Origin of the sequence: Microcoleus sp. Pol12B3 (assembly GCF_036701355.1) — a bacterium.
GTDB lineage: Bacteria > Cyanobacteriota > Cyanobacteriia > Cyanobacteriales > Microcoleaceae > Microcoleus.
Genome location: NZ_JAUBQS010000030.1, coordinates 43220 through 68637 on the forward strand (window position 1 = coordinate 43220; position 25418 = coordinate 68637).

Sequence of the window (25418 nt, forward strand, 5' to 3'; positions counted from 1 at the left end):
ATAAATTAAGTTTAATGGCATTAGCAAAATCTAATGATACGCCAATAACTTAACACAAAATCGCCCATCTGAGAATAACCACCGCAGAAACACCTGGGCCCCAGAAAGGTATAGAATACTTAGGATGGAGCAATTAATTTACCCACTATGACAGAAGACAAAACATTGACAACCGCTAGCGGAATTCCGGTTGCAGATAACCAGAATTCCTTGACAGCAGGTGAACGCGGGCCTATCCTCATGCAGGATTTTCACCTGATGGAAAAACTGGCTCACTTCAACCGGGAACGCATTCCTGAGCGCGTTGTCCATGCAAAAGGAGCCGCTGCATTTGGCACGTTTACCGTCACCCATGACATTACTCGCTACACCAAAGCTCACCTATTTTCAGAAATTGGCAAACAAACTCAGGTTCTCCTCCGCTTCTCTACCGTAGGCGGAGAACAAGGTTCAGCGGATGCCGAACGTGACCCCAGAGGTTTTTCGATCAAGTTCTACACCGAAGAAGGAAACTGGGATTTAGTAGGGAACAACACGCCTGTTTTCTTCATCCGCGATCCTCTGAAATTCCCTGATTTAATCCACACCCAAAAGCGCCATCCCCAAACGCATCTCAAAGATGCTGACGCAAAGTGGGATTTCTGGTCCTTGAGTCCAGAAGCTTTGCATCAGATAACTATTCTGTTTTCCGATCGCGGTACGCCGAAAAACCACCGCCACATGGACGGTTTTGGCAGCCATACCTTCAGCCTAATTAATGCTCAAGGAGAACGGGTTTGGTGCAAATTCCACTTCAAAACCATGCAAGGTATTGACAATTTCACCGCCGAAGAAGCGACGCGAATCAAAGGCGAAGACCCCGATCATGCCACTCGCGACTTGTTTGAGGCGATCGAGCAAGGTAACTATCCCAAATGGCGGTTTTGCATTCAAGTAATGACCGAGGCCCAAGCCGCAGAATATCGCGAAAGCCCCTTTGACTTGACAAAAGTGTGGAAGCACTCTGAGTTTCCGTTAATTGATGTGGGAATTCTTGAACTCAATCGCAATCCACAAAACTTTTTTGCTGAGGTGGAACAGGCGGCATTTTCTCCTTCTAATGTCGTTACAGGTATTAGCTTCTCTCCAGACAAAGTGCTGCAATCTCGCATCATGTCTTATCCAGATGCTCAACGCTACCGTCTCGGTGCAAACTATCAGCAATTGCCCGTCAATCAACCAAAGTGTCCCGTGATGCACTATCAACGGGATGGCGCCATGGCACCGGGTAATAACGGTGGTAGCGGGCCCAACTACGAACCGAACAGCCACGAAGATGCCCCGAAGCAAAATTCGGTCTATGCTGACCCAGCTTGGGACTTAGGAAATGTCAAAGTCGATCGCTACGATCACCGTAAGGGAAATGACGATTATACCCAAGCAGGAGACCTCTATCGCTTGATGAAACCCGACGCACAGCAGCGGCTTGTCGCTAACATTGTGGAAAGTTTGAGTGCAGCAAAATCGGAGATTCAGATGCGCCAATTGTGCCATTTTTTCCGCGCCGATCCGAATTACGGCCGCCAAGTTGCAGAAGGTTTGGGAATTGCGATCGATCCATCTATGATGGCTGCTGCTCAACCGGTTGGTGTGTAGAATCCGCGAACATTCAATTAGACATCTGCTAAAAAGCAGATGTCTATTCTCACATATTGCACTATTTTCCCTGAACAGGACAAGATGCCTGTTCCACAAGAAAATCTACTCTTTGGGGAACAGGCATCTTGTCCTGTTCAAAAAAGGATTATTGACAGTGGTGCAAGAGCTCAGTATTGAAACTATGCGTGTAATAGGCACTCTTACCCCGCGTCTTAGGTGCAAATTAAATGCAGTAAAGCTTAACGTCATGGAGTTGGGGGCGATTAAGAGCGGGATAGCTTCGCTTCACGCGATTTTTAGCAATTGTCTCTTGAAAAGGCACAGAACCAAGTAAAATAAATTGAGGAACTGCAATAAAAACCAAACAAGAGAAATCAAACTATGACATTACCAATTGGCTGTGCCGCTCCTCAATTTACCGCCAAAGACACCAACGGCAACACCGTCTCCCTGTCCCAATTTGCCGGTAAAACCGTAATCTTGTATTTCTACCCCAAAGATGACACCCCAGGCTGCACCAGACAAGCCCAAAGCTTCAAAGCAGCCCATGAAGAATACAAGGGAAAAGATATAGTAGTTCTCGGTGTCAGCCGAGACAACGAGGAATCGCACAAAAAGTTCACAGAGAAATACGGTTTGCCTTTCCAGCTATTAGCAGATGTTGATGGCACCATTACCAAAGCTTACGATGTCGAGAAAGGCGATTATGCCAAGCGCGTTACTTTTGTCATCGACGGTACCGGCAAAATTATTCAGGTTTATGAAGGAGAAAATCTGAAAGTTGACTCTCACGCCCAAGATATTCTGGTCACCATAGTTTAGTCGCAGTTTAGTCGAAATTTAGCCGCTCGCACTAACACTCCTGCACGCACCAAACGGCTAAAAACCCGGTTTCTTCCTAGATGGCTCGTTGCTATAAGCAATATTCTCCTAGGAACCGGGTTTTTTTCGTAAGTCCTGACTCAGCAAGTGAGGGGTTAAGGGTACAGGGGGAAGCAACTTACTCGAACTAAATTCCTTCCCTCAAAACTTACACCAGAAATCCTCTCAACCAGGCATATATTCGGTTAATATGCTCATTGTACGCCTAAAGTTAGATTTGTGGCGCCACTCCCGCCAATAATTAAAAACTTATGCTGGAAAAGGCATTAACCGCCCGTAGGGTGAATATAGGGGCGATTTTGTCCTAGTTCAGGTCATTGTGTTTAATAAAATCAGAAGTTATCCTTGCTTTAGCTGAATAATGAAGTAGGTAGGGGGATATATAATGACAAGCAGCAACATTATTTTAAGTTACTTATGCCCGCGAGAAATTGAGGTCAATAGAGCCGCTGTCTTAGTTGGCACTTTTGACAAAAATCTAGTGGCAGCGATTTCAGCAGCAGAAGGCTCAAATGCCCTGAATGTGGGGATAAATCTCTCTAGAGGCATTTGGAACATCAGTTTAGAAAAAGGATTCGATAGCGCCGGAACTCGCACAGTGCAGGTGAGGGCAACTGATAAGACCGGCAAAGTTATCGGCCAACAAACAATTAACATCAAAGTTAATCCTGCTTCTCAGTCACCCGCTCAATTTTTCACGTTAATTACTCTCACAGATACCAAATTTAAAGCCGGAACACTGCCCGCGAGCAATCTCAACGAGCTGCAAAAAGCGGACATACCAGCAGGGAAAATTTATCAAATTACTGACTACGAGTTAGAAGACGGACATCTGAATGTTCAACTAAATAATCCAATTAATCCGGTAGGAAAGTCCGGCTTTTTCTACGAAAAACACGTACTCATCACCAAAGGCGCAAAAATTCTCATATTCGATCGCGCTGAGTTGCCGGTCCCGCCGCCTGGAATGCAGTTACTGTGGGTGATCAAAAAGACCTGGTTAAAGTTCACCCCTGTAGATTCTGGAACTTTAGGATCGACTCAGAAGTTACAATTTAACCTGGGAGAAACTTTCAATCTTCTTGGCTACGCTTGCGTGGAAAACCATTTCCGAGTCGCTTTTGCTCGGGCAGTTCCTAACCTAGGAACTTCGGGATTTCTGTACTGGCAGCACGTCCAAATTTTGCGAGACGGCAGGGGAATTGAGTATGATAGAAATGCAGTTACGATGACAATCATCAAAACGACTGTGTTTAAAAAGCGGCCGATAAATGCCGCTAGCCTGCCACCCCAAGAAAAAACTACCTTGCCGGCGGGAATGATTTACGGAATTGCCGGATTCTCGATCGAACAAAGCCACATTAAAGTCTCGCTGACCGAGAATTTGCCGCAATTTGGCAATACGGGTTTCATTTATCCCGATTTTGTGCAATTCAGCCGCGGTGGCAAATCTTTTAATCCCGCTGTGAATTTAACTTATCAAGGGCCGTCAGAAGTTTTAGTAAATCAGCCGATCGTCCTTCGGGGTACTTTTGATCGGCAACAAGCAGCAAAAATTGACGTCATAGCTGAGGATACATTTCCCCTAACCGTCACTCTAAACCTAGAGACCAGCACTTGGCAAGTTAATTTGTCTAAAGGATTTAGCGTAGCGGGAGCTAGGTGGCTGAGGTTGCGGGCAACTGACAGCAAAGGCAACGTTACTGGCAGCCAAATAATTTACATTACCGTAACTACCGATCCGCTAACTGTCGGACAAGGTTTGACCTTAAAGATAGTTTCTGACACTTTGTTTAAGGTAGCTCCCCTTGATTCTTCCCGGCTCAACAATCAGCAAAAAGTTTTTGTCAAAGCAGGCCAGACGTTGGCAGTTAGCAAATACGGATTTATTGACGGGCATCTCAAGGTGGTTCTGGATTCAGCAATTTGGCCGATCGGCACTTTTGGCTATTTTTATGAACCCGACGTTCAGTTGGCCAAAGGTACTCAAATCCTAAAATTTAACCTGGCTGACGTACCCAATAGCAACGTCAGCGCTCAACTGTTGGTAACTCAAACAACTCAGATTAAAGCTAAGCCCGAAGATTCATCTAAACTGCCTGCCAATCAAGTTGCTGACCTACTTTTAGGCACTACCTATGCCATCACTGGTTATGCCTGCATTTTGGGGCATTTCCGAGTAACTCTCGCCCAACCAATTCCCGGTTTCGGCAATATCGGATTTATTTACTGGCAGGACGTTAAAATTAAAAAAGACGGCAAAGAAGTTCCCTTTGACCCCGATGCTTTGACGATGACAATCCTGCAAGCAACTGTGTTTAAAAAACGGCCGGTAGATTCTGGTAGCCTGAGCAGTAGCGAGAAAACTACGCTGCCTTTAGGTCGAGTTTACGGCGTGAACAGCTACGGTGCGGAAGGAGCTCACTTGAAAGTTTCCCTGACTGAAGAACTGCCTAATTTTGGCAATACAGGTTATGTTTTTCCTAGTTTTGTTCAGTTCAAGCGGGGAGATAAAATTTTCGATCCGGTTCCGAACAATGTGGAATTGAACGTGCCGTATTTTTCGCAGCGGGACAATCCGCGTTTTGACTGGTCTACTTGCAACGTAACTTCGATCGCAATGGTGCTTTATTATTACGGCATTCGTTCTCAGTGGGGCGGACAGTTGGAGGATGAGTTGTTGCAGTGGTGTTTCGATTATGCCGGCCAGGGTTCTCAAACGGATCACAGTGTGCTTTCGGCGCTGATTCAAGCCTACGGGTTTAAGACGAGTTTTAGTACGACTCGCACGTGGGCAGAGGTGCGATCGGAATTGCTAAATCGGCGGCCAGTAGTTTTAGCCGGAGATTTTACTGCTGCCGGTCACATTCTTACTGTAATTGGCTACAATTCTCAGGGTTATATCGTGCAAGATCCTTGGGGAAATGCACTCACTGGTTACAGCGATACAGAGGGAAGAAAGTTGATGTATCCCTACAGTTACGTCAATCAAGTTGCTGGGCCAGATGGAAATGTTTGGGCGCATTTTATCTATCCATAATCTACTCTACTGTTGGCAATTTGTGAGGCACTACGCTTATTAGTAAGGTGTGCATAACAGCTATTCGTAAGGTACTGAATGCACACCCTACCTAACTTAGGAAATCTTGCGCTTACTTTTGCGTTTGGCAGCGCCAATACCTAAAAAGCTCAATCCTAGTAAAGTACCAAACCAAGTAGAAGGTTCGGGTACAGCCTCAAACGATCCTTGAATAGCGATCGCATCGTTAGCGCACTCGGCAAAAAAGTTAGCAATATAGTTCCCCGAAGACATTGAGGATTTATTGAAACTGAATCCAATTGTTTGAGAACCCACGACATTAAACTGACCGAAATCAAGACCGAGGACACTCAAAGTTGCTGGCGTTAAAAAATTGATTTCTCCTACTTTTGTACCCGTAGCCATTGAGTTGAGAATAGTCAAGTTTCCTGTTTGTTCAAAGTAGGGATCTGTGGCAGCTAAATCGCCCATTGATGGGGTTCCGCCTTGAGATTCCACTACCGTATTGAATTGATTTAAATTGCTAAAGCCAGAGTTAGTTTGGGTGACGTTGTTCGCTGTAACATTTGTGTAAACGCCTGTTGTCGCCACGCCGGAGTCATTGCCTTCGGCAAAGCGGATACCAAACAAGCTGCCGTTTGCGTTAGCTGTATTGAAGTTTTGACCGGAAAAATTGAAGAATAAATCGCCGTAGTTGATGTTGCCTCTTTGAGCTAGTGGGTCGGCATATCCTGCTAAACTTAGATTAGAATTGATGGCGATGAAAGCTGTATCTGATGTTTCTTTAATGGCGATGCCGTAAAATTCAAATTCCCCGCCGCCTATTTGGGGTCCTGTCACGCCGTCGTTGAAGGAATCGATCGCATAATTCCAGCCGTTAGATAGCGTTGCTGCTGTAGCTTTTTGTTGCTGTATTGCGAAAAGGACACAGAAAATAGCCACTGAGTAAGTACAGCGGATGGTGTTTTTAGCAATGGATTTCATAAAATGCTCCCTGGGAATCATTCTTAAATTGTCAAGTCTGCTCGCTCGACTATTTTAAATTTTCAGTCAATCATATATTTCGGCGGAAAATATTAAAATATTGCTAAAAATTTGGTCGGGCGATCGCATTATATCAACTATATTGGTTAAAAAAACTAACCAATGGCAGTAACTAAATACAGGATTTATGCAGGCACAATATAAAGTATGGCTGCATAAGCCTTGTATAGGTGAAAATAAACCAGCTACCAGTTTTAGGCGGTTGAGTGCAGCAATAAACTGTCCGCGATTCAAGATCTAGGCTTTACCGGTCCCTACAAGATATTATTGTTTTTTCCTGCCGCTCGACTTAATTGAGTTTTTATCAATTACCAATGAATTTTGACAAAAAGGGGCATGATGTTGTAGATGCCGATGCCTGCTTCTGTGAATATTTCGATTTTTTGATTAATAATTTTCATAACTTGCGTGTCATCTCCAGCCCTGTTCAATAGACCTACCCCATAATTATTGTGGAACAGGCATCCTGCCTGTTCAAGACAGGGTTTTATGGAGATGTCTAATAATTATAATTACGTGGGTTGGGATGACTTCATTCCTCCAACTCCTCAAATGCCGATCGCGCACAGCAGTTTTAATAATTTTACCATCAGCGTTCCACCCAACAGGCTCTCAATAGAGCGTCAAAACTGTGAATCACCACTTTTTCTGTAAGTGCTGCCCAAAGCGAGAATTGGATAATCAAAAAAAATCATACGGCAAGAGCGATCGCACGTTTTTACAACAGCCAATAAACTTCCGGCCCTACATCCGCAGCAGCCATCGTGGGTTCCTTTTAACTCGGGCGGCGGTCTCTGCACTTGCAGCCCTGCATAAATCAATCAAATTTTTAAATGCTGTTAACATATCACCGACAGTTCGTTGACTATCTTGACTCTTCCCTTCACTACAGAACGCAGCAGGCGGTTAATTGAAAGTCTGTATTCCTCGTCGAGAGAGTCGTCCAAAACAGCGGCCATCAAGCCGTAGCGATCGGCTAAAGTCAAACAACCCGTATCGCTAACAGAGGCAAGCATTTCGCAAATAGCGCCGGGAATAAGTTGAACTAAAAGCATGAGACATTCCCTGAATTCGATGCTTATATCATCTCTCGTTCTCCGAAAATTAATAGTGACGCTGGCATAGCACATAATGTGATGTTTTGAGGCCAACTGTGTGACAGCGACCGCTCTAATGTTGTGACGATCTTGTTTTAAGTCTGCGATCGCACTCACAACATTAATCTTAGATATTCCAATTTCCACCTCTTCCGTCGTAAATCTAAAGATTTAGAGAGATTTTTCGGTTTTTTGGGTGTCTTTACCCATTTCCCATGTATAAAACGCATCGGCATTATGCGAAATATTCATAAAACTCAATATTTTGTAAAAATAGCTACGAATATTTACAATCGTGGGCTTTACATTAGCTCATAACAAAGGTGCATCGAAACGCAGCGATCGACCGAATCATCGGTAGCAACTATAACCGTAAATAGTTTGGCGACGTTCGAGCCAGCGCCCAGTCAAGCTAAAGTTTACAGAAGACCAACCATGCTTAAAAGAAATTCCATCTAGTAACTAAATATACAGTTTTAAATCCATACAGTCACTAAGGTTAGCAGGAAACACACACTTTATGCTCCAAGTCAATACCTCCCCACACAAGCCAGCAGCGAGGGTAAACCCATGACCCAAACAGTAGAGCCCAAAGCCCAAGCGAGCCTGAACAAGTTTGAAAAACTCAAAGCCGAAAAAGATGGCTTAGCATTAAAAGCCGAACTCGACCACTTCGCCACAATCGGCTGGGAAGCAATGGACGAAACCGATCGCGAGCACCGCCTCAAATGGCTCGGCATCTTCTTTCGGCCAGTAACTCCCGGCAAATTCATGATGCGGCTGCGCTTGCCCAACGGCATAATTACTAGCAATCAAACCAGAACGCTAGCAGAAATCGTCCAACGCTACGGCGACGACGGCAGCGCCGACATCACCACCAGACAAAACCTGCAATTGCGCGGAATTCGCATTGAAGATGTACCCGACATCTTCCGCCGCCTCAAAGAAGCGGGCATGACCAGCATCCAGTCGGGCATGGACAACGTACGCAACATCACGGGTTCCCCAGTCGCGGGCCTGGACGCCGACGAACTGATAGATACGCGGGAACTGGTGAACCAAGTCCAAGACATGATTACGAACAGCGGCGAAGGCAACCCCGCGTTTTCAAATTTGCCGAGAAAGTTTAATATTGCGATCGCAGGCTGCCGCGACAACTCAGTCCACGCAGAAATCAACGACATCGCCTTCGTACCCGCTTACAAAGATGGCAACATCGGCTTTAACGTTTTAGTCGGCGGTTTCTTCTCTGCCAAACGCTGCGAAGCTGCAATTCCTCTCAACGCATGGGCAAGTCCCAGCGACGTTGTAGATTTGTGCAAAGCAATTTTAACTGTGTTTCGCGATCAAGGCCCGAGAGCAAACCGCCAAAAATCGCGGCTGATGTGGCTGATTGACGAACTCGGAATCGAACAATTCCGAGCCGAAGTCGAACAAGAATTAGGTCGCACTTTGCCCGCCGCCGCGCCCAAAGATGAAATCACCTGGGACAAACGCGACCACATCGGCATCTACCCCCAAAAACAATCAGGGCTCAACTATGTAGGGCTGCACGTTCCAGTCGGACGGCTGCAGGCATCGGATTTGTTCGATTTGGCCCGAATCGCCGAGGTTTACGGCAGCGGCGAGCTCAGGCTCACTGTGGAAGAAAACGTGATTGTTCCCAACGTTCCCGACTCGCGGATTGAATCGCTGGTCAAAGAACCGCTGTTGCAGCGTTTTTCGATCGATCCCGCACCGCTGACGCGAGCCTTGGTTTCCTGCACCGGCGCCAAGTTTTGCAACTTTGCCCTCATCGAAACCAAAAGCCGATCCGTGGCAATGATTGAGGAACTCGAAGGCGAACTGTCAGTTCCCAAACCTGTGAGAATTCACTGGACGGGTTGCCCCAATTCCTGCGGTCAACCCCAAGTAGCAGACATCGGTTTGATGGGAACAAAAGTTCGCAAGAACGGCAAAACCCTCGAAGGTGTAGACATTTACATGGGAGGCACGGTCGGAAAAGACGCTCATTTGGGTACTTGCGTCCAAAAAAGCATCCCTTGCGAAGACCTCAAACCAGTGCTGCATCAATTGTTAGTCGAGCAGTTTGGGGCAGTTCCCAAAGAGATTACAGGGGATGTAGCTGTGCTGAACCGGCAACTGCAACTGACGGTTGACAGGGACGAAACGGCAGTCCCCGCAGCAAAACCTCAGACATCTACTGTCATTTTCGCTCGATCGGGCAAAGAAGTTCCTTGCAGCGAAGATGAGTTCATTCTCGATGTTGCCGAACGGGCCGGAGTCGAACTTGACAGCAATTGTCGGTCCGGAAGCTGTGGCACTTGCCAGCAGAAACTCCTAGAAGGCCAAACAGTCTACGACAGCCAACCCGACGCGGCCCGAGACTTAGAACCAGGGTTCATTTTAGCTTGCAGCGCCCGGGCGATCGGCAAAGTGTCGATCGACGCCTAATCTCACAATGTGAGATGCGATGCGAAGGTCGCGAATCAATCTCACATCTCACATTTCCACGATCTCAAAGTACAACAACAATTCAAGACAAATGAGCAACCTTTCCAGAAGAAAATTCATCATCACCGCTGGAGCAACAGCAGCCGGCACCCTTCTCGCCCACGGTTGCAGTTCCGCTTCCACTTCCACCACCTCTAGCGCAACTCCCAGCGGCGCATCACCCAGCGCCGCACCAGCAGTCAACATCAACCCTGCCGATGCCCCAGAAGTTACCGCAGCCAAACTCGGATTCATCGCCCTCACCGACTCAGCACCCTTAATCATCGCCCAAGAAAAAGGGTTATTTGCCAAGTACGGGATGAAAGACGTACAAGTTACCAAACAAGCATCTTGGCCAGTTACTCGCGACAACTTAGAACTCGGTTCCGAAAAAGGTGGGATTGACGGCGCCCACATCTTATCCCCGATGCCTTACCAAATGACATTAGGCACTATTACCAAAGGCAATCAGCCAGTGCCGATGAACATTGTTGCCCGGTTAAATACTAACGGTCAAGCAATTTCCCTCAGCAAAAAATACCTAGATTTAAAAGTAGGTACTGACAGCAAACCTCTCAAAGAAGCCCTCGCCAATCAAAAAATTGCTATAACTTTTCCCGGTGGCACCCACGACTTGTGGATGCGCTACTGGCTAGCAGCCGGCGGTATTAATCCAGATACAGATGTTTCCGTAATTCCCATACCCCCGCCCCAAATGGTAGCGAACATGAAATCTGGCAGCATGGAAGCCTTTTGCGTAGGCGAACCTTGGAATGCTCAGCTAGTTACTCAAAAGGTAGGATACACCGCGTTAGTAACCGGAGAACTTTGGAAAGACCACCCAGAAAAAGCTTTCGCTTTAAGAGGAGATTGGGTTGAGAAAAACCCCAAAGCTGCTAAAGCAATAACAATGGCCGTACTGGAAGCCCAGCAGTGGTGCGACAAGGCAGAAAATCACGATGAGATGTGCCAAATAATCTCTCAAGATAAGTGGTTAAAAGTGCCAGTAGCAGATATTATCGGTCGCTCTAAGGGTCAAATTGACTACGGTACCGGCCGCATTGAAGCTGCCAGCCCAGTGGCGATGAAATTCTGGGCTGATAATGCTTCTTATCCCTACAAGAGCCATGATACTTGGTTCTTAACTGAAAATATTCGTTGGGGTTATATGCCGGCAACTACCGACATCAAAGCCACGGTTGATAAAGTTAACCGCGAAGATATTTGGAAAGCAGCAGCGACAGCACTTGGCGTTCCCGCCACCCAAATTCCTACTACCACTTCTCGCGGTGTTGAAACCTTCTTTGACGGCGTAAAGTTTGACCCAGAAAAACCACAAGAATATCTGAATGGTCTGGCAATCAAAAAAGCATAATTAGTTTGTTGACTGTTGACAGTTGACTGTTGACAGTTGACAAATACCTAAAATTGACGGTGTTGGGCCGAGTGAAACGCAGGGTGCGTTCCAGGTTCAAAACCTGCTCAACTCTGTTCAAAGTATCTACAAATAATCGATTATTCACAATACTGCAAAACAAAAATGGCAACAAACCTCGCTGTTACTAAAAGCAAAAATCCAGTAAATTTCGTTCTGGATCAGGTTCAAAAAAACCGCAGAAAAATCATCCGCCCGCTGGTAGCAATTACAGTTCTGCTCATAATCTGGCAAATCCTCTGCCACGATGCCTCATCCACCTTGCCCGGGCCAATCAAAGCTGTCCAAGAAAGCTGGAATCTGATTATCAATCCTTTCTTCGACAACGGCGGTACAGACAAAGGCTTGTTCTGGCAAATTTTGGCTAGTTTGCAGCGGGTGGCGATCGGCTTTACTCTAGCAGCAGTTCTCGGCATCAGTTTGGGAATCCTGATCGGCACAAACTCCTTAATGTTCGATGCTTTAGACCCGCTGTTTCAAGTATTCAGAACTATCCCGCCCCTGGCTTGGCTGCCGATCGCCCTGGCAGTATTTCAACAGTTCAATCCCTTTGAAGGCATGGGGGTAAAAGCTAACGAAGTATCAGCACTATTCGTAATCTTAATTACAGCAATTTGGCCGATTTTAATTAATACCACAGTAGGCGTTCAACAAATACCCCAAGACTACAGAAACGTCGCCCGCGTCTTGCGCCTCCCCAATCAAAAATACTTCTGGAAAATCCTGCTCCCCTCTTCAGTTCCTTACATCTTCACTGGCTTGAGAATTGGTATCGGTTTGTCTTGGCTGGCGATCGTAGCTGCGGAAATGTTAGTCGGCGGCGTCGGCATCGGCTTCTTCATCTGGGACGCTTACAACAGTTCTCGACTCAGCGCAGTTATTCTAGCAGTGCTTTATGTAGGAATTGTTGGCTTAATTTTAGACAGAATCGTTGGTTTCATCGCTTCCAAAGTAGTTCCGGAAGAACAGAAATAGAATTTGGGCATCTGGCATCGGGCATGGGGAATGGGGAATGGGGAATGGTTGCCAACTACAAACTGGTAGAAATTAGTCGTAAATTAATGCCCAATGCCCCATGCCCAATGCCCAATTAATAATCAGCATCTTACAAATTACAAACCAACCTAAAATTACCATGTCAGTATTTGTTGAAGTAGACCACGTTGACCGCGTATTTAACTTGCCCAATGGAGAGCAATACATCGCTCTTAAAAATATCGAACTTAAAATTAAAAAAGGAGAATTCATCACCTTAATCGGACACTCGGGCTGCGGCAAATCTACGCTGCTAAATATCATCGCCGGCCTCGACAAAGCAAGTCAGGGCGGGATTACTTTAGAAGGGCGCGAAGTCCGCGACCCAGGCCCGGATAGAATGGTGGTGTTTCAAAATTACTCGCTGCTACCTTGGCTGACGGTGCGCGAAAATATTGCCCTAGCGGTAGAGGAAATTTACAGCGGTAACTCTAAAGAAGATCGCGAGTTGGTGATCGAACACCACATTAAATTAGTCGGACTCGGACACGCCGCTGACAAACGCCCGGGCGAAATTTCTGGGGGGATGAAACAAAGAGTGGCGATCGCCCGCGCCCTGGCGATTCGCCCAAAATTGCTGTTGCTAGACGAACCCTTCGGCGCCCTCGATGCTTTAACTCGCGGCGGTTTGCAAGACCAGTTGATGAAAATTTGCGAAGAAAGCAAAGTCACCAGCGTGATGGTAACTCACGACGTGGACGAAGCTTTATTACTGAGCGATCGCATTGTGATGCTCACCAACGGCCCGGAAGCGCAAATCGGGCAAATCCTCGAAGTGAACATTCCCCGCCCCCGCAAGCGCATGGAAGTTGTCAACCATCCGAGTTACTACGCGCTGCGTAACGAAATGGTTTACTTCCTCAACCAGCAAAAGCGGGTCAAACAGCGCCGGGCCAAACAACAGCCCGCTGTCATCGCCCGCAACGGTCTGGAAAAAATCAACCTCGACATCGGCTTTATTCCCCTCACCGACTGCGCCCCCTTAGTAGTAGCTAAAGAAAAAGGATTTTTCAAAGCCCACGGCTTGGAAGAAGTTACTCTCAGCCGCGAACCGGGCTGGAAAGCGATCGCCAAAGGAGTCGCCGAAGGACGGCTGGATGCGGCGCAGATGGTCGCAGGAATGCCGATCGGTATGCTGTTGGGGCTCGACGGTGAAGTCCCTGTGCCCGTCTGTAGCGCCCTCACGCTGTCTCGCAACGGCAATTCGATTATTTTCAGCAAAGACCTTTACAAACAAGGCATTCGGACATTAGAGGGTTTCAAAGCCGCGATCGCCAAGAGTCCCGATAAAGTTCACACCTTGGGCATGGTACACTCCGCCTCCATGCACAATCTGCTGTTCCGCTACTGGCTGGCCGCCGGCGGTATCGACCCCGACCTCGACGTGGGCTTGACCGTGATTCCGCCCCCCCAGATGGTAGCGAATTTAAAAGCAGGCAACATTGACGGCTACTGTTCAGGCGACCCCTGGAACTCCCACGCAGTCAACAGCGGTACGGGTTTTGTCATGGCCCGTTCCCTCGATATTTTGCCCGGACACATCGAAAAAGTTCTCGGTGTTACCGAAGATTGGGCTCAGAAATATCCTCAAACCCACCTCGCCCTCGTCAAAGCGCTTTTGGAAGCCTGCGACTACTGCGACGACCGCCGCAACCGCGAAGAAGTCCTAGCATTGATCAGCCAAGAACAATACATCGGCGCCGATCCGAAAGATATCCGTCCGGGGTTCCTCGACCCGTACAACTCCGGTACGGAGGCAGAACCAGAAATGCTCTACAACTTCAACCAGTTCTACGTTGACAAAACCAATTGTCCAGACCGCCTAGAAATGGTGTGGGTGATGGCGCAGATGGCTCGCTGGGGGCTGATCCCGTTCCCGAAAAACTGGGTGGAAGTGGTCGATCGAGTTTTGCGGCCCGATGTTTTCGGTCAAGCAGTGCGCGAATTGGGTTTGCCGGATATCGCCAGAGATCGCCGGACGATCGAGCTATTTGACGGCACTGTGTTTAATCTAGACGACCCGATCCAGTATCTTCAAAATGTCAAAATTAAGCGCGCCCTCCGCATTGAAGAAATTTTAATTGAACAAATAGGCAGTCAATGTTCCATCAAACTGCCAGCATAACCAGCAAATAGGAAGAGGGAATGAGGAGCAAGAAATTAGGAAACAAGACTCCACATTTTCCGCTTCCTAACTCCCTAATTTCAAATTCTCAATCGAAAGTTGTCATGTCTAATTCCCCAACCCAAAATCCCCCTCCTGAAAATATGCAAACTCTCAAAACCCCCCAAACAACCACACTTCAAACGCCCAAGCAAGGCTTTCTTACTATTAAAGACGTATCGAAAGTCTACGAAACTCCTAAAGGCCCTTACGTCGTTCTCGACGGTGTAAACCTGACTATTAATGAAGGCGAATTTATTTGTTTGATCGGTCACTCTGGCTGCGGCAAATCAACTTTGCTGAATATGATTGCGGGATTTAACGGGCCGACAAACGGAGAAGTAGCCCTGGAAGGTTCGCAGATTACTGAACCAGGCCCCGATCGCATGGTGGTGTTTCAAAACTACTCGCTGCTACCATGGCTGACTGCTACGGAAAACATTCACCTCGGCGTTGAAAATGTTTACCCGGAAAAGTCCACAGACGAACACAATACGATCGTCAAGGAACACTTGGAATTAGTCGGGCTGACCGAAGCTTGTAACAAAAGACCGGGCCAATTGTCCGGGGGGATGAAACAGCGGGTGGCGATCGCCAGAGCTCTGGCAACTCGTCCCAAACTGTTGATTTTGGACGAACCTTTCGGAGCTCTAGACCCGATTACCAGAGAAGAGTTGCAGGAAGAATTGCTGAAAATTTGGCGGAAGGAAAAAATTACCGTCATTATGATTACTCACGATATTGATGAGGCTTTGTTTTTGGCCGATCGCATCGTGATGATGACCAACGGGCCAGCAGCTTCCATCGGCGAAGATATGCACGTTCCGTTCAGCCGTCCCCGCAACCGGGCGCGGATTATGGAAGACCCGAAATACTACGAACTGCGTAACTTTGCTTTGGAGTTCCTGTTTTCTCGCTACGCCCACCACGAAGAAGGTGAAGCAACGGACTCGGAGACAGAAGCCGTCGCGCTACCGATGCCATTACCTGCTAGCAAAAAGCCTGCGCTTGCGGAGACTGCTAACAAGCCGATCGCAACAGCACCTTTTGTGTCTCACGCTGCCGAAGCCCCAGAAGCTTCGCCGATCAAACGCGGCATCCTGGCAGCCTCGTGGTTCGTAGCAATGGTTACTTTAGCTGCCGTCAATATGTCTGTTGTTTCCAGCCAGCTAAAGCAAGCGAAACTAGAAGAAACTGCACCTCCGGCGGCGACTGCGGCGGTTGTGAGTTCACCCACCAGCCCGCAAATCGCAGCAAGTTCGATCGCACCGACTGCTAGCCCTGCAGCCATCGCTGCTGCAAGTCCTGCAGCCATCGCTGCTGCAAGTCCTGCACCGAATGCCAGCTCTGCAGCCATCGCTGCTGCAAGTCCTGCACCGAATGCCAGCCCTGCAGCCATCGCTGCTGCCACTAACACCGCCGCCGCGCCCAATGCAGCAACCAGTGCCACATCAGAGATTTCTGACCCAGCCGAACTTGATGCGATCGGAAAGCAATTGTATGCACAAATCGACCAAACCTGGAGAACAACTCCGACATTTACTGAAAGCTTGACTTATCGGGTCAAAGTAAAACAAAACGGCGATATCCTACAGTTCGATCCCACAAATAAAGCAGCTAAAGATTTCGTCAAAGAAACTCCTCTGCCTGTTTTGCAAACTCCTGCCGGCGCCACAGCAGGCGCTGAAAAAACTGCTGACTTCCAAGTAACTTTTAGCCCCACCAACGGTGGCGTATTTGAAGTTAAATCAGAGAAATAGCCGACCTAATACTCCCGCACTCAATCTCACATTACTATCAACAACTAGGTCAAAAGTAGTACCTGGGCGCTGTGTGAATTAGGCAATAATTCCTCCTAGCCCCCATTCTGGGGGTGATAAGAGTTAGGTTAAACTTTTATCAACTAGAGGAAGATTTAGTAGCAGCAAAAAGCTGAATGCAAGCGAGAGCGAGCGCGATTTTTCTTAAGAAAGCGGGTAATTTTAACTCAGGGTATTGTCCGTTTCTAGGAAGCATATATGCGGAAATTTAGTAATGATTGACACGTTATTTGCAGGAGCCCTCAGTTCCGACTATAATGACAAATTACGAATTACCCATTAGCTTTCAAAAATTAGCATCTAAAATCACCAGATGGAAACTATAAAAACTCTTTGCCCTTACTGCGGTGTAGGTTGCGGTCTAGAAGTTGTAGCCGACAAAAAACAAAGTTGGAAAGTCCGGGGCGATCGCAGTCACCCATCGAGCCAGGGCATGGTTTGTATTAAGGGAGCAACCGTAGCAGAGTCGATTCGGAGCGATCGGCTAATGTATCCGATGATGCGAGATAGTCTCGACCAACCCTTCCGCCGCGCTAGCTGGGACGAAGCTCTCAATGCAATTGTTAACCGCATCCAAACAATTCGCAGCACCAGCGGCCCCGATGCTTTGTGCGTTTACGGTTCGGGTCAATTCGCAACAGAAGATTATTATATTGCCCAGAAACTAATGAAAGGTTGTCTGGGGACTAATAATTTTGATGCTAATTCTCGCTTGTGTATGTCTTCAGCAGTCTCTGGATACGTTCAAAGCTTTGGCTCGGACGGGCCGCCTTGCTGTTACGACGATTTAGAATTAACAGATTGCGCTTTTATTATCGGCAGCAATACAGCGGAATGTCATCCGATCGTATTCAATCGATTAGCAAAATACCACAAAAAGCATCCCCATGTCAAAATGATTGTGGTAGATCCAAGGCGGACTCCGACTGCAGAAGCGGCGGATTTGCACTTAGCAATTAAACCAGGTACGGATATAGATTTGCTTAACGGAATTGCATATTTGCTGTTAGGCAGGCAAGCAATAGATGCTGAATTTATTCAAGAATGCACGGCGAATTTTTCAGCTTTTGCTGAGGTTATTAGCAGCTACACGCCGGAGTTTGTAGCCTCGCGCTGCGGCATTACTGTGGGCGAGTTAGAAACGGCGGCCAACTACTGGGAACAGTCGCAGCGGGTTTTGTCGCTGTGGTCGATGGGGATGAATCAGTCGTCGGAAGGCACGGCAAAGGTGCGATCGCTGATTAATTTGCACTTGATGACCGGTCAAATCGGCAAACCGGGATGCGGCCCGTTTTCCCTCACCGGCCAGCCAAACGCGATGGGAGGGCGGGAAGCCGGAGGACTGTCTCACTTGCTCCCAGGCTACCGATTTGTGAAAAATGCCGAACACAGAACCCAAGTCGAGGAGTTTTGGGGAATCGCACCGGGAAGCATTTCCCCGAATCCGGGCCGCACAGCTTGGGAGATGATTACCGGTTTGGAAACTGGCGAAGTCGAGTTGCTGTGGATTGCAGCTACCAATCCGGTGGTGAGTATGCCGGATTTGGAACGCACTAAAGCCGCTTTGCTGCGATCGCCCTTTACTATTTATCAAGAAGCTTACTATCCCACTGAAACCTCGGCCTACGCTCATATCCTGCTGCCGGCAACGCAGTGGAGCGAAAAAACCGGAGTAATGACGAATTCCGAACGCCGGGTGACGCTTTGTCCCGGTTTCGACACTCCCTCCGGGGAAGCCCGCGACGACTGGAGGATTTTCGCCGAGGTGGGACGGCGGTTGGGTTTTGCCGAACACTTTGCTTTCGAGAACAGTGCGGAGGTTTTTACAGAGTACGCCCAGTTGACGCGCGGCCAGCCTTGCGACATGACCGGTCTGAGCCACGAATACATCCGCCAACAAGGCCCCCAGCAGTGGCCTTGCCGGGAAAACGAGGGTGTGCATCCAGCGAACGAAGCGAAACGGCTGTATACTGACAGGCGTTTTCACACTCCTGACGCGCGGGCGAGATTTTCGGCATATCACTCCCGGGGACTGTCAGAACCTCCCGATCCGAATTATCCGTTTGTGTTGACGACAGGGAGAGTTTACGGACACTGGCACACGATGACGCGGACGGGTAGAACAGAGAAAATTAATCAATTGCACCCCGATCCGTTTTTGGAAATTCACCCCCGCGATGCTGCCAAATTGCAGATTAAGGAGGGAGATTTGCTGGAAGTTCGATCGCGCCGCGGTAAGGCGCAGTTTCCAGCAAAAGTCACAAAGGCGATCGCCCCAGGTACGCTATTTGTACCGATGCACTGGGGTTCTCTCTGGGCTGAAGGTGCTGAAGCCAATGCTATGACTCATGCTGCAAGCTGTCCAGATTCCAAACAGCCTGAGTTAAAAGCTTGTGCGGTACAGTTGGTCCTGGTTGGGGCAGACACTGCTGCGGAAGTTGTCGCAGAAGTTGGGGAATTTAATTGGGCAAAATCCACCCTTGCCGTCACTTCTTGAGCTGCCGTCCAACTACGGGATGTTACAAATCACCGAAGAACGAGCCGGAAGCCCCAGGCTTTAGACATCGGGAGGAACGTGGTGGACGTTCGGCGATACGTTTGGGGAGCGCTCAGTCAATCGCGCTCAGTCGAACTATTGGAGATTTACTCCACACATGAATCTGGGTTCTTGAACAAGAGTCTAAAATTTTGCACTCTTCCCGACAGGAGTCCCGGGCTTGTATCCGTTTTTTGGGGTAACAACCTCTCTCGATCAAGCAATTTTGAATCCGGACATACCCTATACATAAATCTTAAATCTCACATCCCAGATCTAAAACCTAAAATCGTTAGGCCATTACGCAGCCTAAAAACTGCGTTTCCCCGGCAGAGCCAGGGAATAAGGAAAATTAAATTTATGTAAATTTATGTATTGTGAGTTTTTCCTTCTTTGATTGGGGGTTTTTGCTTCCGCAGAATGCCTTCTGGCGAATAGCTTCTGCTTTCTTTTTAATTAATCGAGTCAGACAATTGCCGTTTGCACCTCAAGGTGCTATAATGGTTTTACAAGGCTTTATTTTCGGCAGTACAGTTCGTTCGATCGGCGTTCCTCCGGATTTAAATCTCTACACACTCTGATTCTGGAGAATGTTCAATGTCAATCTATGTCGGCAATTTATCCTACGAAGTAACGCAGGAGCACCTCAACCAAACTTTTGGAGAGTACGGTACAGTAAAGCGCGTTCAGTTGCCTGCTGACCGGGAAACAGGTCGGATGCGGGGCTTCGCTTTTGTAGAAATGTCTACTGAAGCCGAAGAAGCCGCAGCCATTGAGGCTCTTGACGGTGCTGAGTGGATGGGTCGCGACCTCAAGGTCAATAAGGCAAAACCCCGCGAAGAACGTGGTTCTTCTAACAGCGGTAACTGGGGTAACAACGATCGCGGTGGCAATTCTCGTCGCTACTAAACCACCCGAGCTAAATTTTTAGCTATATTGTATATTGCGTCGGAGCAAGCTGAGAGTAAACAATCATTCTCTGTGGAGAATAGATAGTTAGTTCAGTGGTCGTACCGCGCCTTAAAATCCTCAAACTATTGCTAGACAATAGTTTGAGGCTTTTTTATGGCAAAAATTATTAATTAGGAGTTCGAGGGCGTGCGATCGATTCCTAGCTGACCCGAACTATAAAATATAACAGGCAGAGAGAGCCTCCTTCCCCAGTGCCCGGTTCCCGCCGTGCAACTACGCACTCGCAGAGTTTGGCGCTTGCAAAGTGTACCGAACAATGACAAAATCATCAAGAATGATGATTAAATCACTGGTATGCTGAAAAAAATATTTAGGCAAATTTCTAAGTTAGGAAATGAGGAACAATTTCTGCATTTTACAGAAAGTGTAGAAGTAATAATATCGAAAATTTTATCACTCGCGATGATTTGGGTAATTCTCCTCAGCGTTTGCGATTTGCTGATTTTTTTAGGAAAAGAATGGGTAAACCACAGTGATGATTTGTTAAAAGACACGTTGTTTGTCATATTTGGGTTATTTTTAAATGTTTTAATTGCTTTAGAAATATTGGAAAATATTACAGCTTATCTGAAAAAGCACGTAATTCAAGTAGAGCTAGTTATTGTAACTTCCTTGATAGCAGTATCTCGAAAAATCATCATTCTTGACCTGGAAAAGAAAACCGCAGCCGACTTGATTGGTTTGGCGATTGCAATTTTCGCGCTTTCCATCAGTTACTTGATAGTGCGGTCTACAAATAGAGGAAAAGATAATAGTGGACATTAGGAATTGGGGATTGGGAATTGTTAATAACTAATATCATGTCCGGTCGAGCGACCGGACATGATATTATTCCAACAAACCAGGAGGAGGCACAATTTCAATTCTGCCTTGTTCTAAGTCCACAATTGGCACAATCTCTTCCACAAAAGGAATCAATATTTTTGTGGATTTAGGCTCTTTAACGCGAATTTTCCGTGGTTTGCGGGTATTTCTGGGGTCAGCGTTGGCTTTGGGAGTTTCCGGCTGTTTTGGCTTTTCTAATTCTGCGACGGCAGTTTCCGGCGGCGTTAGATTCGTTTCTACTTCTAAAAGGTCGTTACCTGCGGGAATAATATCACTTACCTTGCCTAGGATTTCTCCGGTTAACTGGTTCACAACTTCCATACCGATCAAATCTTGGACGTAAAACTCATCAGGTTCGAGGTAAGGTCGATCGGTCTTTTCAACAAACAACTTACAGCCCCGCAGCGCCTCAGCACCATCGCGGTCCTCGACACCCTCTACCTCTACGGCATACAGCCCTTTACCCGGAATGTAACGACCGCCCAAAAACTCGATCGGCTCCGGTTCACTTTTGTTAGGGTGCAAAATCCACCGCTTCCCCGGTTCGAGAAATCTTTCCGGGAAATCCGAATCCGGATAGACTCGCACTTCCCCGTCCAAGCCTTGAGCTGCTACAATTTTACCGATTTCTATCCACTCAGACATACATTATATCACTCAAATTGCTAGTAATTGATAATTGGAAATTGGAAATTGGAAATTGCTGATTAGTAAGTGGTAATTAGCAATTTGCCACTAAGAATTCTGCCCTCGAAGCTCTTCCCGATCCCCGTTAAGTCCGTCAAACAATTCGTTTCCGAACTACCCTCTTCCATCAACATCCATCCGTTAAATCCGTTAAATCCGTTGCCGAACTTCCTTCTTTACACCAATCCAGTTCTCAGCGCTACAACGGCTGCTTGCACGCGGTCATCCACTGCCAACTTATTCATAATACCGCGAACATGAGTTTTAATAGTATTTGGACTCAAGTAAAGCGCCGCTGCTATCTCCGGATTGCTGTTACCTTCCACCATTAATTTTAAGACCTCCAATTCCCGCTGTGACAACTGACCAAAAGTAGTTGTAGAGGCAGGTATCGGGGGTTTGAGGTGTTCGATGACCGTCCGGGCAATTTGAGGGTCAAGATATGTAGCTCCCTCTGCTGCGGCTGCAATCGCTGCTAACAGCCTGTCTACGGAAGCACCTTTAATACAATAAGCATCAGCACCACTAGAAAGGGCAGCAATAATTTCAGTTTCTGCCGTGTGAGAAGTTAACATTACTACTCTAACTTCTGGCAGTTGTGCTTTAATTTGCTGCGTCGCTGCTATGCCGTCCAGCCGCGGCAAACCGATATCCATTACAATAATATCAGGTTTTAGTTTCAGTGCGGCTGCTACGCCTAAATAGCCGTCTTCTGCTTGTCCTACTATTTCTATTTCTGGGGAATCGGCTAAAACTTGCTCTAATCCCAGTTGCATCATCGGGTCATCTTCAACAATTAAAATTTTCATAATACGAAGGAAGTTCGGCAACGGATTGTGTAACGGATGTAACAGATGCCAGGAAGAAGGAAGAAGGAAGATTACTTAGTTGTTAATATTTTACCTGAACTTATACCGAACCAATAACAAATAACAAATAACAACTAACTAATGACTAACTTTTAAAACCTCCACGAATTCGCCCGGTACAATCCAGGTATCCGTTGGTGGCAAAACTGCTAAACCACTTGTATAGGCGAGGTTAATTAAATTCGCTGAATTTTGGCTGCCGCTAGCAGGTTCAAATTCCCAGACTCCGGCAACTAAATGTAGTTTACCCCAAACATAAGTTTCGCGCCGACCAGGCGATCGCAATTCAGCATTACACCTCGCTTTGACAAACTCCGGCCCCCAAGCATCCGCGGCAAGCCCAGAAATTTTTCTCAAAGCAGGCACAACAAACCGCCAACAGCAGACTAAAGCCGAAACCGGATTTCCCGGCAAACCAAAATAGAGACAATCCGAACTAAAACTCGGAGAATCATCATTTTTTTCACCTCGTTTAAACTCAGCAACCGTTAAAGGTTTCCCCGGCTTAATCGCCACAGAACTAATGTGAACTTTTCCTCCCAAATCCGCCAAAATTTTCTCGACATAATCGTAGTCTCCTACCGAGACGCCCCCCGTAGAAAGCACCACATCCGCCGTCGCAACAGCCCGGGATATCGCCTTGTTTAAGGCATCTTCATTATCACGAACAATGCCCAATCGAATCGGTTCAAATCCCATCTGCGCCAACAAAACTGTCAAAGCATACTGATTCGAGTCTACCAGTTTCCCCGGTGCCAAAGGTTCGTCAGGCGATACCAATTCGTCACCAGTAGAAAAAATTGCCACCCGCAGCCGCCGATAAACTGGAACTTGAATGCACTGGGCAGTTGCTAACACCGCCATTTCTGGGGCATTGATAACTGTACCGGGAGTTAGCAAAGTTGTTCCTGCTTGATAAAAAGCGCCTCCCGGCCTGACAAATGCTTGCGGTTTTTCAGGAGAAACTAAGATAAAAATGCGATCGCCCTCTCGCCTCGTTTCTTCCTGCATTACCACCGTATCAGCACCCGCTGGCATCATAGCACCCGTAAAAATTCGCGCAGCTTGCCCCGATTGCACCGTACTTTTAGGCAGATATCCCGCTGGAATCTCTTCAACTACTTCGAGTACCACTGGTTTTTCGGCGCTACAGTTTTCTACATCAGCAAAGCGTACCGCGTACCCATCCATTGCCGAATTGTCCCAATAAGGAAAATCCAGGGAACCAGTGACGGGTGCCGCCAAAATGCGCCCCGATGCTGCCAGCAAGTCTACAGTTTCTACATCCCGCTGACTGTCGAGGGGTTGCGCCAAATTTAGAACGATCGATTCTGCTTCTTTCACTGACAGCATGACTGTCTCCTTATTTTGATAACACTCATGATTAAGTTTAGCAAAATCTCCAGAGATATTGGTGATATAATTTTTTTGTATTTTGGCAGTAAACCTAATTTTTGGTATTAATTGCTGATGACTATTTCTCGCTTGGTTGTCCGACTAAATTGTTTATCCTTCTTCCTAGTGGCGCTGCTGATAATTTTTACTCAACTTTCCGGTTTAAAAGTCAGCGATTTATTCTTTCACCCTTATTTTTCCCCCAATCCCAATGTCGCCTTGTTAACTCGGACTTTCCAGATTTTATGTTCTGTACCAGTCATTGTTTGTACTTTTACCTATAAATTAGCTCAAAGTATTCAACCGCGCACTTCAGAAAATCGATTTATTCTATTTTCGGCTTTGTTAACAGGTGGATTTTTACTAAATGAAATTTACAGAATTCATATATATATGGTAGCACTGGGAATTCCCAAGCTAGGAGTAAGTCTTTTGTACGCCGTTGTTTTGTCATCCTACGGATGGTTTTTTCGGCGAGAACTACAGTTTACTCCCTACCAAATACTGTTAGCTGGTTTGGGCTTGTTGTTTTTTGCGATCGGCGTGGATTCCCTGCATTTAAAAAACAAGATAGTCTCCAGTTTACTAGAGGGAGTACCTAAATTGTTTAGTGAAATCAACATTGCATTTTATTATTGGTATGTCTGTAAGTCTTTTCTCCAAAAAGCTTTTTATAAAACTAGGTAAATCTAGTTGTAAGTAGGTGATATAATGATATCACAAGTGCCTCCCAAAAACTACTACTCAAATCCTCTTTCCCACATCAATAATATTTACAGCATCTGCATCGCTCGGCATTTATCCGCCTGCACATACATTATGTGGCAGAAAAATCCCAACGCATCCTGATAAAATACCATGATATCAGTTACCATCAACTTCAACTCCATAGTTAAACTAACCGACGACCAATTTTATCAACTGTGTCGCGAAAACCCAGATGTCAAATTTGAACGCAACGCCAAAGGAGAAATAATCATCATGCCACCTACCGGAGGAGAAACAGGAAATTACAACTTTGAAATAGCTACTGATTTGGGAATTTGGAACCGACAAACCAAACTGGGAATTTGTTTCGATTCTTCAACTTGCTTCAAACTGCCCAGCGGTGCAAATCGTTCTCCCGATGTCTCTTGGATAAAAAAGGAAAGATGGGACGCACTTACTGCCGAACAAAAACAAAAATTCCCTCCCATCGCCCCAGATTTTGTCTTGGAATTAATGTCGCCCACCGATAGTTTAAAAGATACCCAAGACAAAATGCAAGAATACATGAATAACCAAGTAAAGCTAGGCTGGTTAATCCACCGCAAAACCCGCCGAGTTGAAATATATCGCCAAGGACAAGAAGTCGAAATACTGGAATCTCCTGCAGAACTTTCAGGAGAAGATGTTTTACCGGGTTTCGTGCTAAACTTGCAGCTAGTCTGGCAATAACTAACAAGTCTGCATCCATCAGCGTCTATTGGCGTTCATTTGCGGTTAA

General features: G+C 46.8%; 18 protein-coding genes and 1 pseudogene. 14 read left to right on the top strand and 5 right to left on the bottom strand.

The genetic code is table 11. From position 1 onward, the window contains the following. Positions 1-147 precede the first annotated feature (147 nt). The 3 genes from QUA53_RS16740 to QUA53_RS16750 all read left to right on the top strand — a co-directional run bounded on the left by QUA53_RS16740 (position 148) and on the right by QUA53_RS16750 (position 5560). Positions 148-1635, top strand: a complete 1488-nt coding sequence (locus QUA53_RS16740; RefSeq protein WP_333096104.1) for a catalase — start codon at positions 148-150, stop codon at positions 1633-1635. Positions 1636-2019: 384 nt separating this feature from the next. Continuing rightward, positions 2020-2460 (top strand): peroxiredoxin, encoded by a 441-nt coding sequence (locus QUA53_RS16745; RefSeq protein ID WP_333068093.1) that lies wholly within the window; start codon positions 2020-2022, stop codon positions 2458-2460. A 445-nt stretch (positions 2461-2905) separates the two neighbouring features. After that, complete coding sequence (locus QUA53_RS16750; protein WP_333096103.1) at positions 2906-5560, top strand: C39 family peptidase; 2655 nt, start codon at positions 2906-2908, stop codon at positions 5558-5560. Between the two features lie 96 nt (positions 5561-5656). Here QUA53_RS16750 and QUA53_RS16755 read toward each other — a convergent pair whose 3' ends face one another. Together QUA53_RS16755 and QUA53_RS16760 are read right to left on the bottom strand one after the other, a co-directional pair. Continuing rightward, entirely contained in the window at positions 5657-6544 is an 888-nt protein-coding gene (locus QUA53_RS16755; protein WP_333096102.1) for a PEP-CTERM sorting domain-containing protein, read from the bottom strand. 899 nt (positions 6545-7443) lie between these two features. Beyond that, a complete protein-coding gene (locus QUA53_RS16760; RefSeq protein ID WP_333096100.1) occupies positions 7444-7659 on the bottom strand; it encodes a hypothetical protein in 216 nt (71 codons plus the stop codon). 612 nt (positions 7660-8271) lie between these two features. Between QUA53_RS16760 and QUA53_RS16765 the strand changes: the two are divergent. From QUA53_RS16765 to QUA53_RS16805, 9 genes and pseudogenes are all read left to right on the top strand, one after another. After that, positions 8272-9810 (top strand): annotated as a pseudogene (locus QUA53_RS16765) (ferredoxin--nitrite reductase); the annotation flags it as partial. A gap of 18 nt (positions 9811-9828) precedes the next feature. Then, positions 9829-10155, top strand: coding sequence for a 2Fe-2S iron-sulfur cluster-binding protein (locus QUA53_RS16770; protein WP_333096164.1), 327 nt, complete (start codon positions 9829-9831; stop codon positions 10153-10155). Positions 10156-10246: 91 nt separating this feature from the next. Then, positions 10247-11569, top strand: a complete 1323-nt coding sequence (locus tag QUA53_RS16775; protein WP_333096099.1) for a CmpA/NrtA family ABC transporter substrate-binding protein — start codon at positions 10247-10249, stop codon at positions 11567-11569. A gap of 165 nt (positions 11570-11734) precedes the next feature. Continuing rightward, positions 11735-12604 (top strand): nitrate ABC transporter permease, encoded by an 870-nt coding sequence (gene ntrB, locus QUA53_RS16780; protein WP_333035909.1) that lies wholly within the window; start codon positions 11735-11737, stop codon positions 12602-12604. Positions 12605-12764: 160 nt separating this feature from the next. Beyond that, positions 12765-14789, top strand: a complete 2025-nt coding sequence (locus QUA53_RS16785) for a nitrate ABC transporter ATP-binding protein (RefSeq protein WP_333096098.1) — start codon at positions 12765-12767, stop codon at positions 14787-14789. Positions 14790-14893: 104 nt separating this feature from the next. Next, on the top strand, positions 14894-16588 hold the full coding sequence (locus QUA53_RS16790) for a nitrate ABC transporter ATP-binding protein (protein WP_333096097.1): 1695 nt from the start codon (positions 14894-14896) through the stop codon (positions 16586-16588). 373 nt (positions 16589-16961) lie between these two features. Beyond that, entirely contained in the window at positions 16962-19145 is a 2184-nt protein-coding gene (locus QUA53_RS16795) for a nitrate reductase (protein WP_333096096.1), read from the top strand. Positions 19146-19781: 636 nt separating this feature from the next. After that, complete coding sequence (locus tag QUA53_RS16800) at positions 19782-20093, top strand: RNA recognition motif domain-containing protein (RefSeq protein ID WP_332948676.1); 312 nt, start codon at positions 19782-19784, stop codon at positions 20091-20093. A gap of 357 nt (positions 20094-20450) precedes the next feature. Beyond that, the gene (locus QUA53_RS16805) at positions 20451-20921 is read left to right on the top strand and encodes a phosphate-starvation-inducible PsiE family protein (RefSeq protein WP_333096095.1); all 471 of its coding nucleotides are present in this window, start codon (positions 20451-20453) and stop codon (positions 20919-20921) included. A gap of 63 nt (positions 20922-20984) precedes the next feature. Here QUA53_RS16805 and rimM read toward each other — a convergent pair whose 3' ends face one another. The 3 genes from rimM to QUA53_RS16820 all read right to left on the bottom strand — a co-directional run bounded on the left by rimM (position 20985) and on the right by QUA53_RS16820 (position 23890). Continuing rightward, positions 20985-21626 (bottom strand): ribosome maturation factor RimM, encoded by a 642-nt coding sequence (gene rimM, locus QUA53_RS16810; RefSeq protein WP_333096094.1) that lies wholly within the window; start codon positions 21624-21626, stop codon positions 20985-20987. Between the two features lie 218 nt (positions 21627-21844). Beyond that, a complete protein-coding gene (locus tag QUA53_RS16815) occupies positions 21845-22477 on the bottom strand; it encodes a response regulator (RefSeq protein WP_015179099.1) in 633 nt (210 codons plus the stop codon). Positions 22478-22615: 138 nt separating this feature from the next. Then, complete coding sequence (locus tag QUA53_RS16820) at positions 22616-23890, bottom strand: molybdopterin-binding protein (protein WP_333096093.1); 1275 nt, start codon at positions 23888-23890, stop codon at positions 22616-22618. A gap of 117 nt (positions 23891-24007) precedes the next feature. Here QUA53_RS16820 and QUA53_RS16825 point away from each other — a divergent pair, with 117 nt between their 5' ends. After that, on the top strand, positions 24008-24619 hold the full coding sequence (locus QUA53_RS16825) for a hypothetical protein (protein WP_333096092.1): 612 nt from the start codon (positions 24008-24010) through the stop codon (positions 24617-24619). Between the two features lie 171 nt (positions 24620-24790). Further along, positions 24791-25369 carry a Uma2 family endonuclease gene (locus QUA53_RS16830; protein WP_333096091.1) on the top strand — a complete coding sequence of 193 codons (579 nt, stop codon included), beginning with the start codon at positions 24791-24793 and terminating at the stop codon, positions 25367-25369. Positions 25370-25418: the final 49 nt, after the last annotated feature.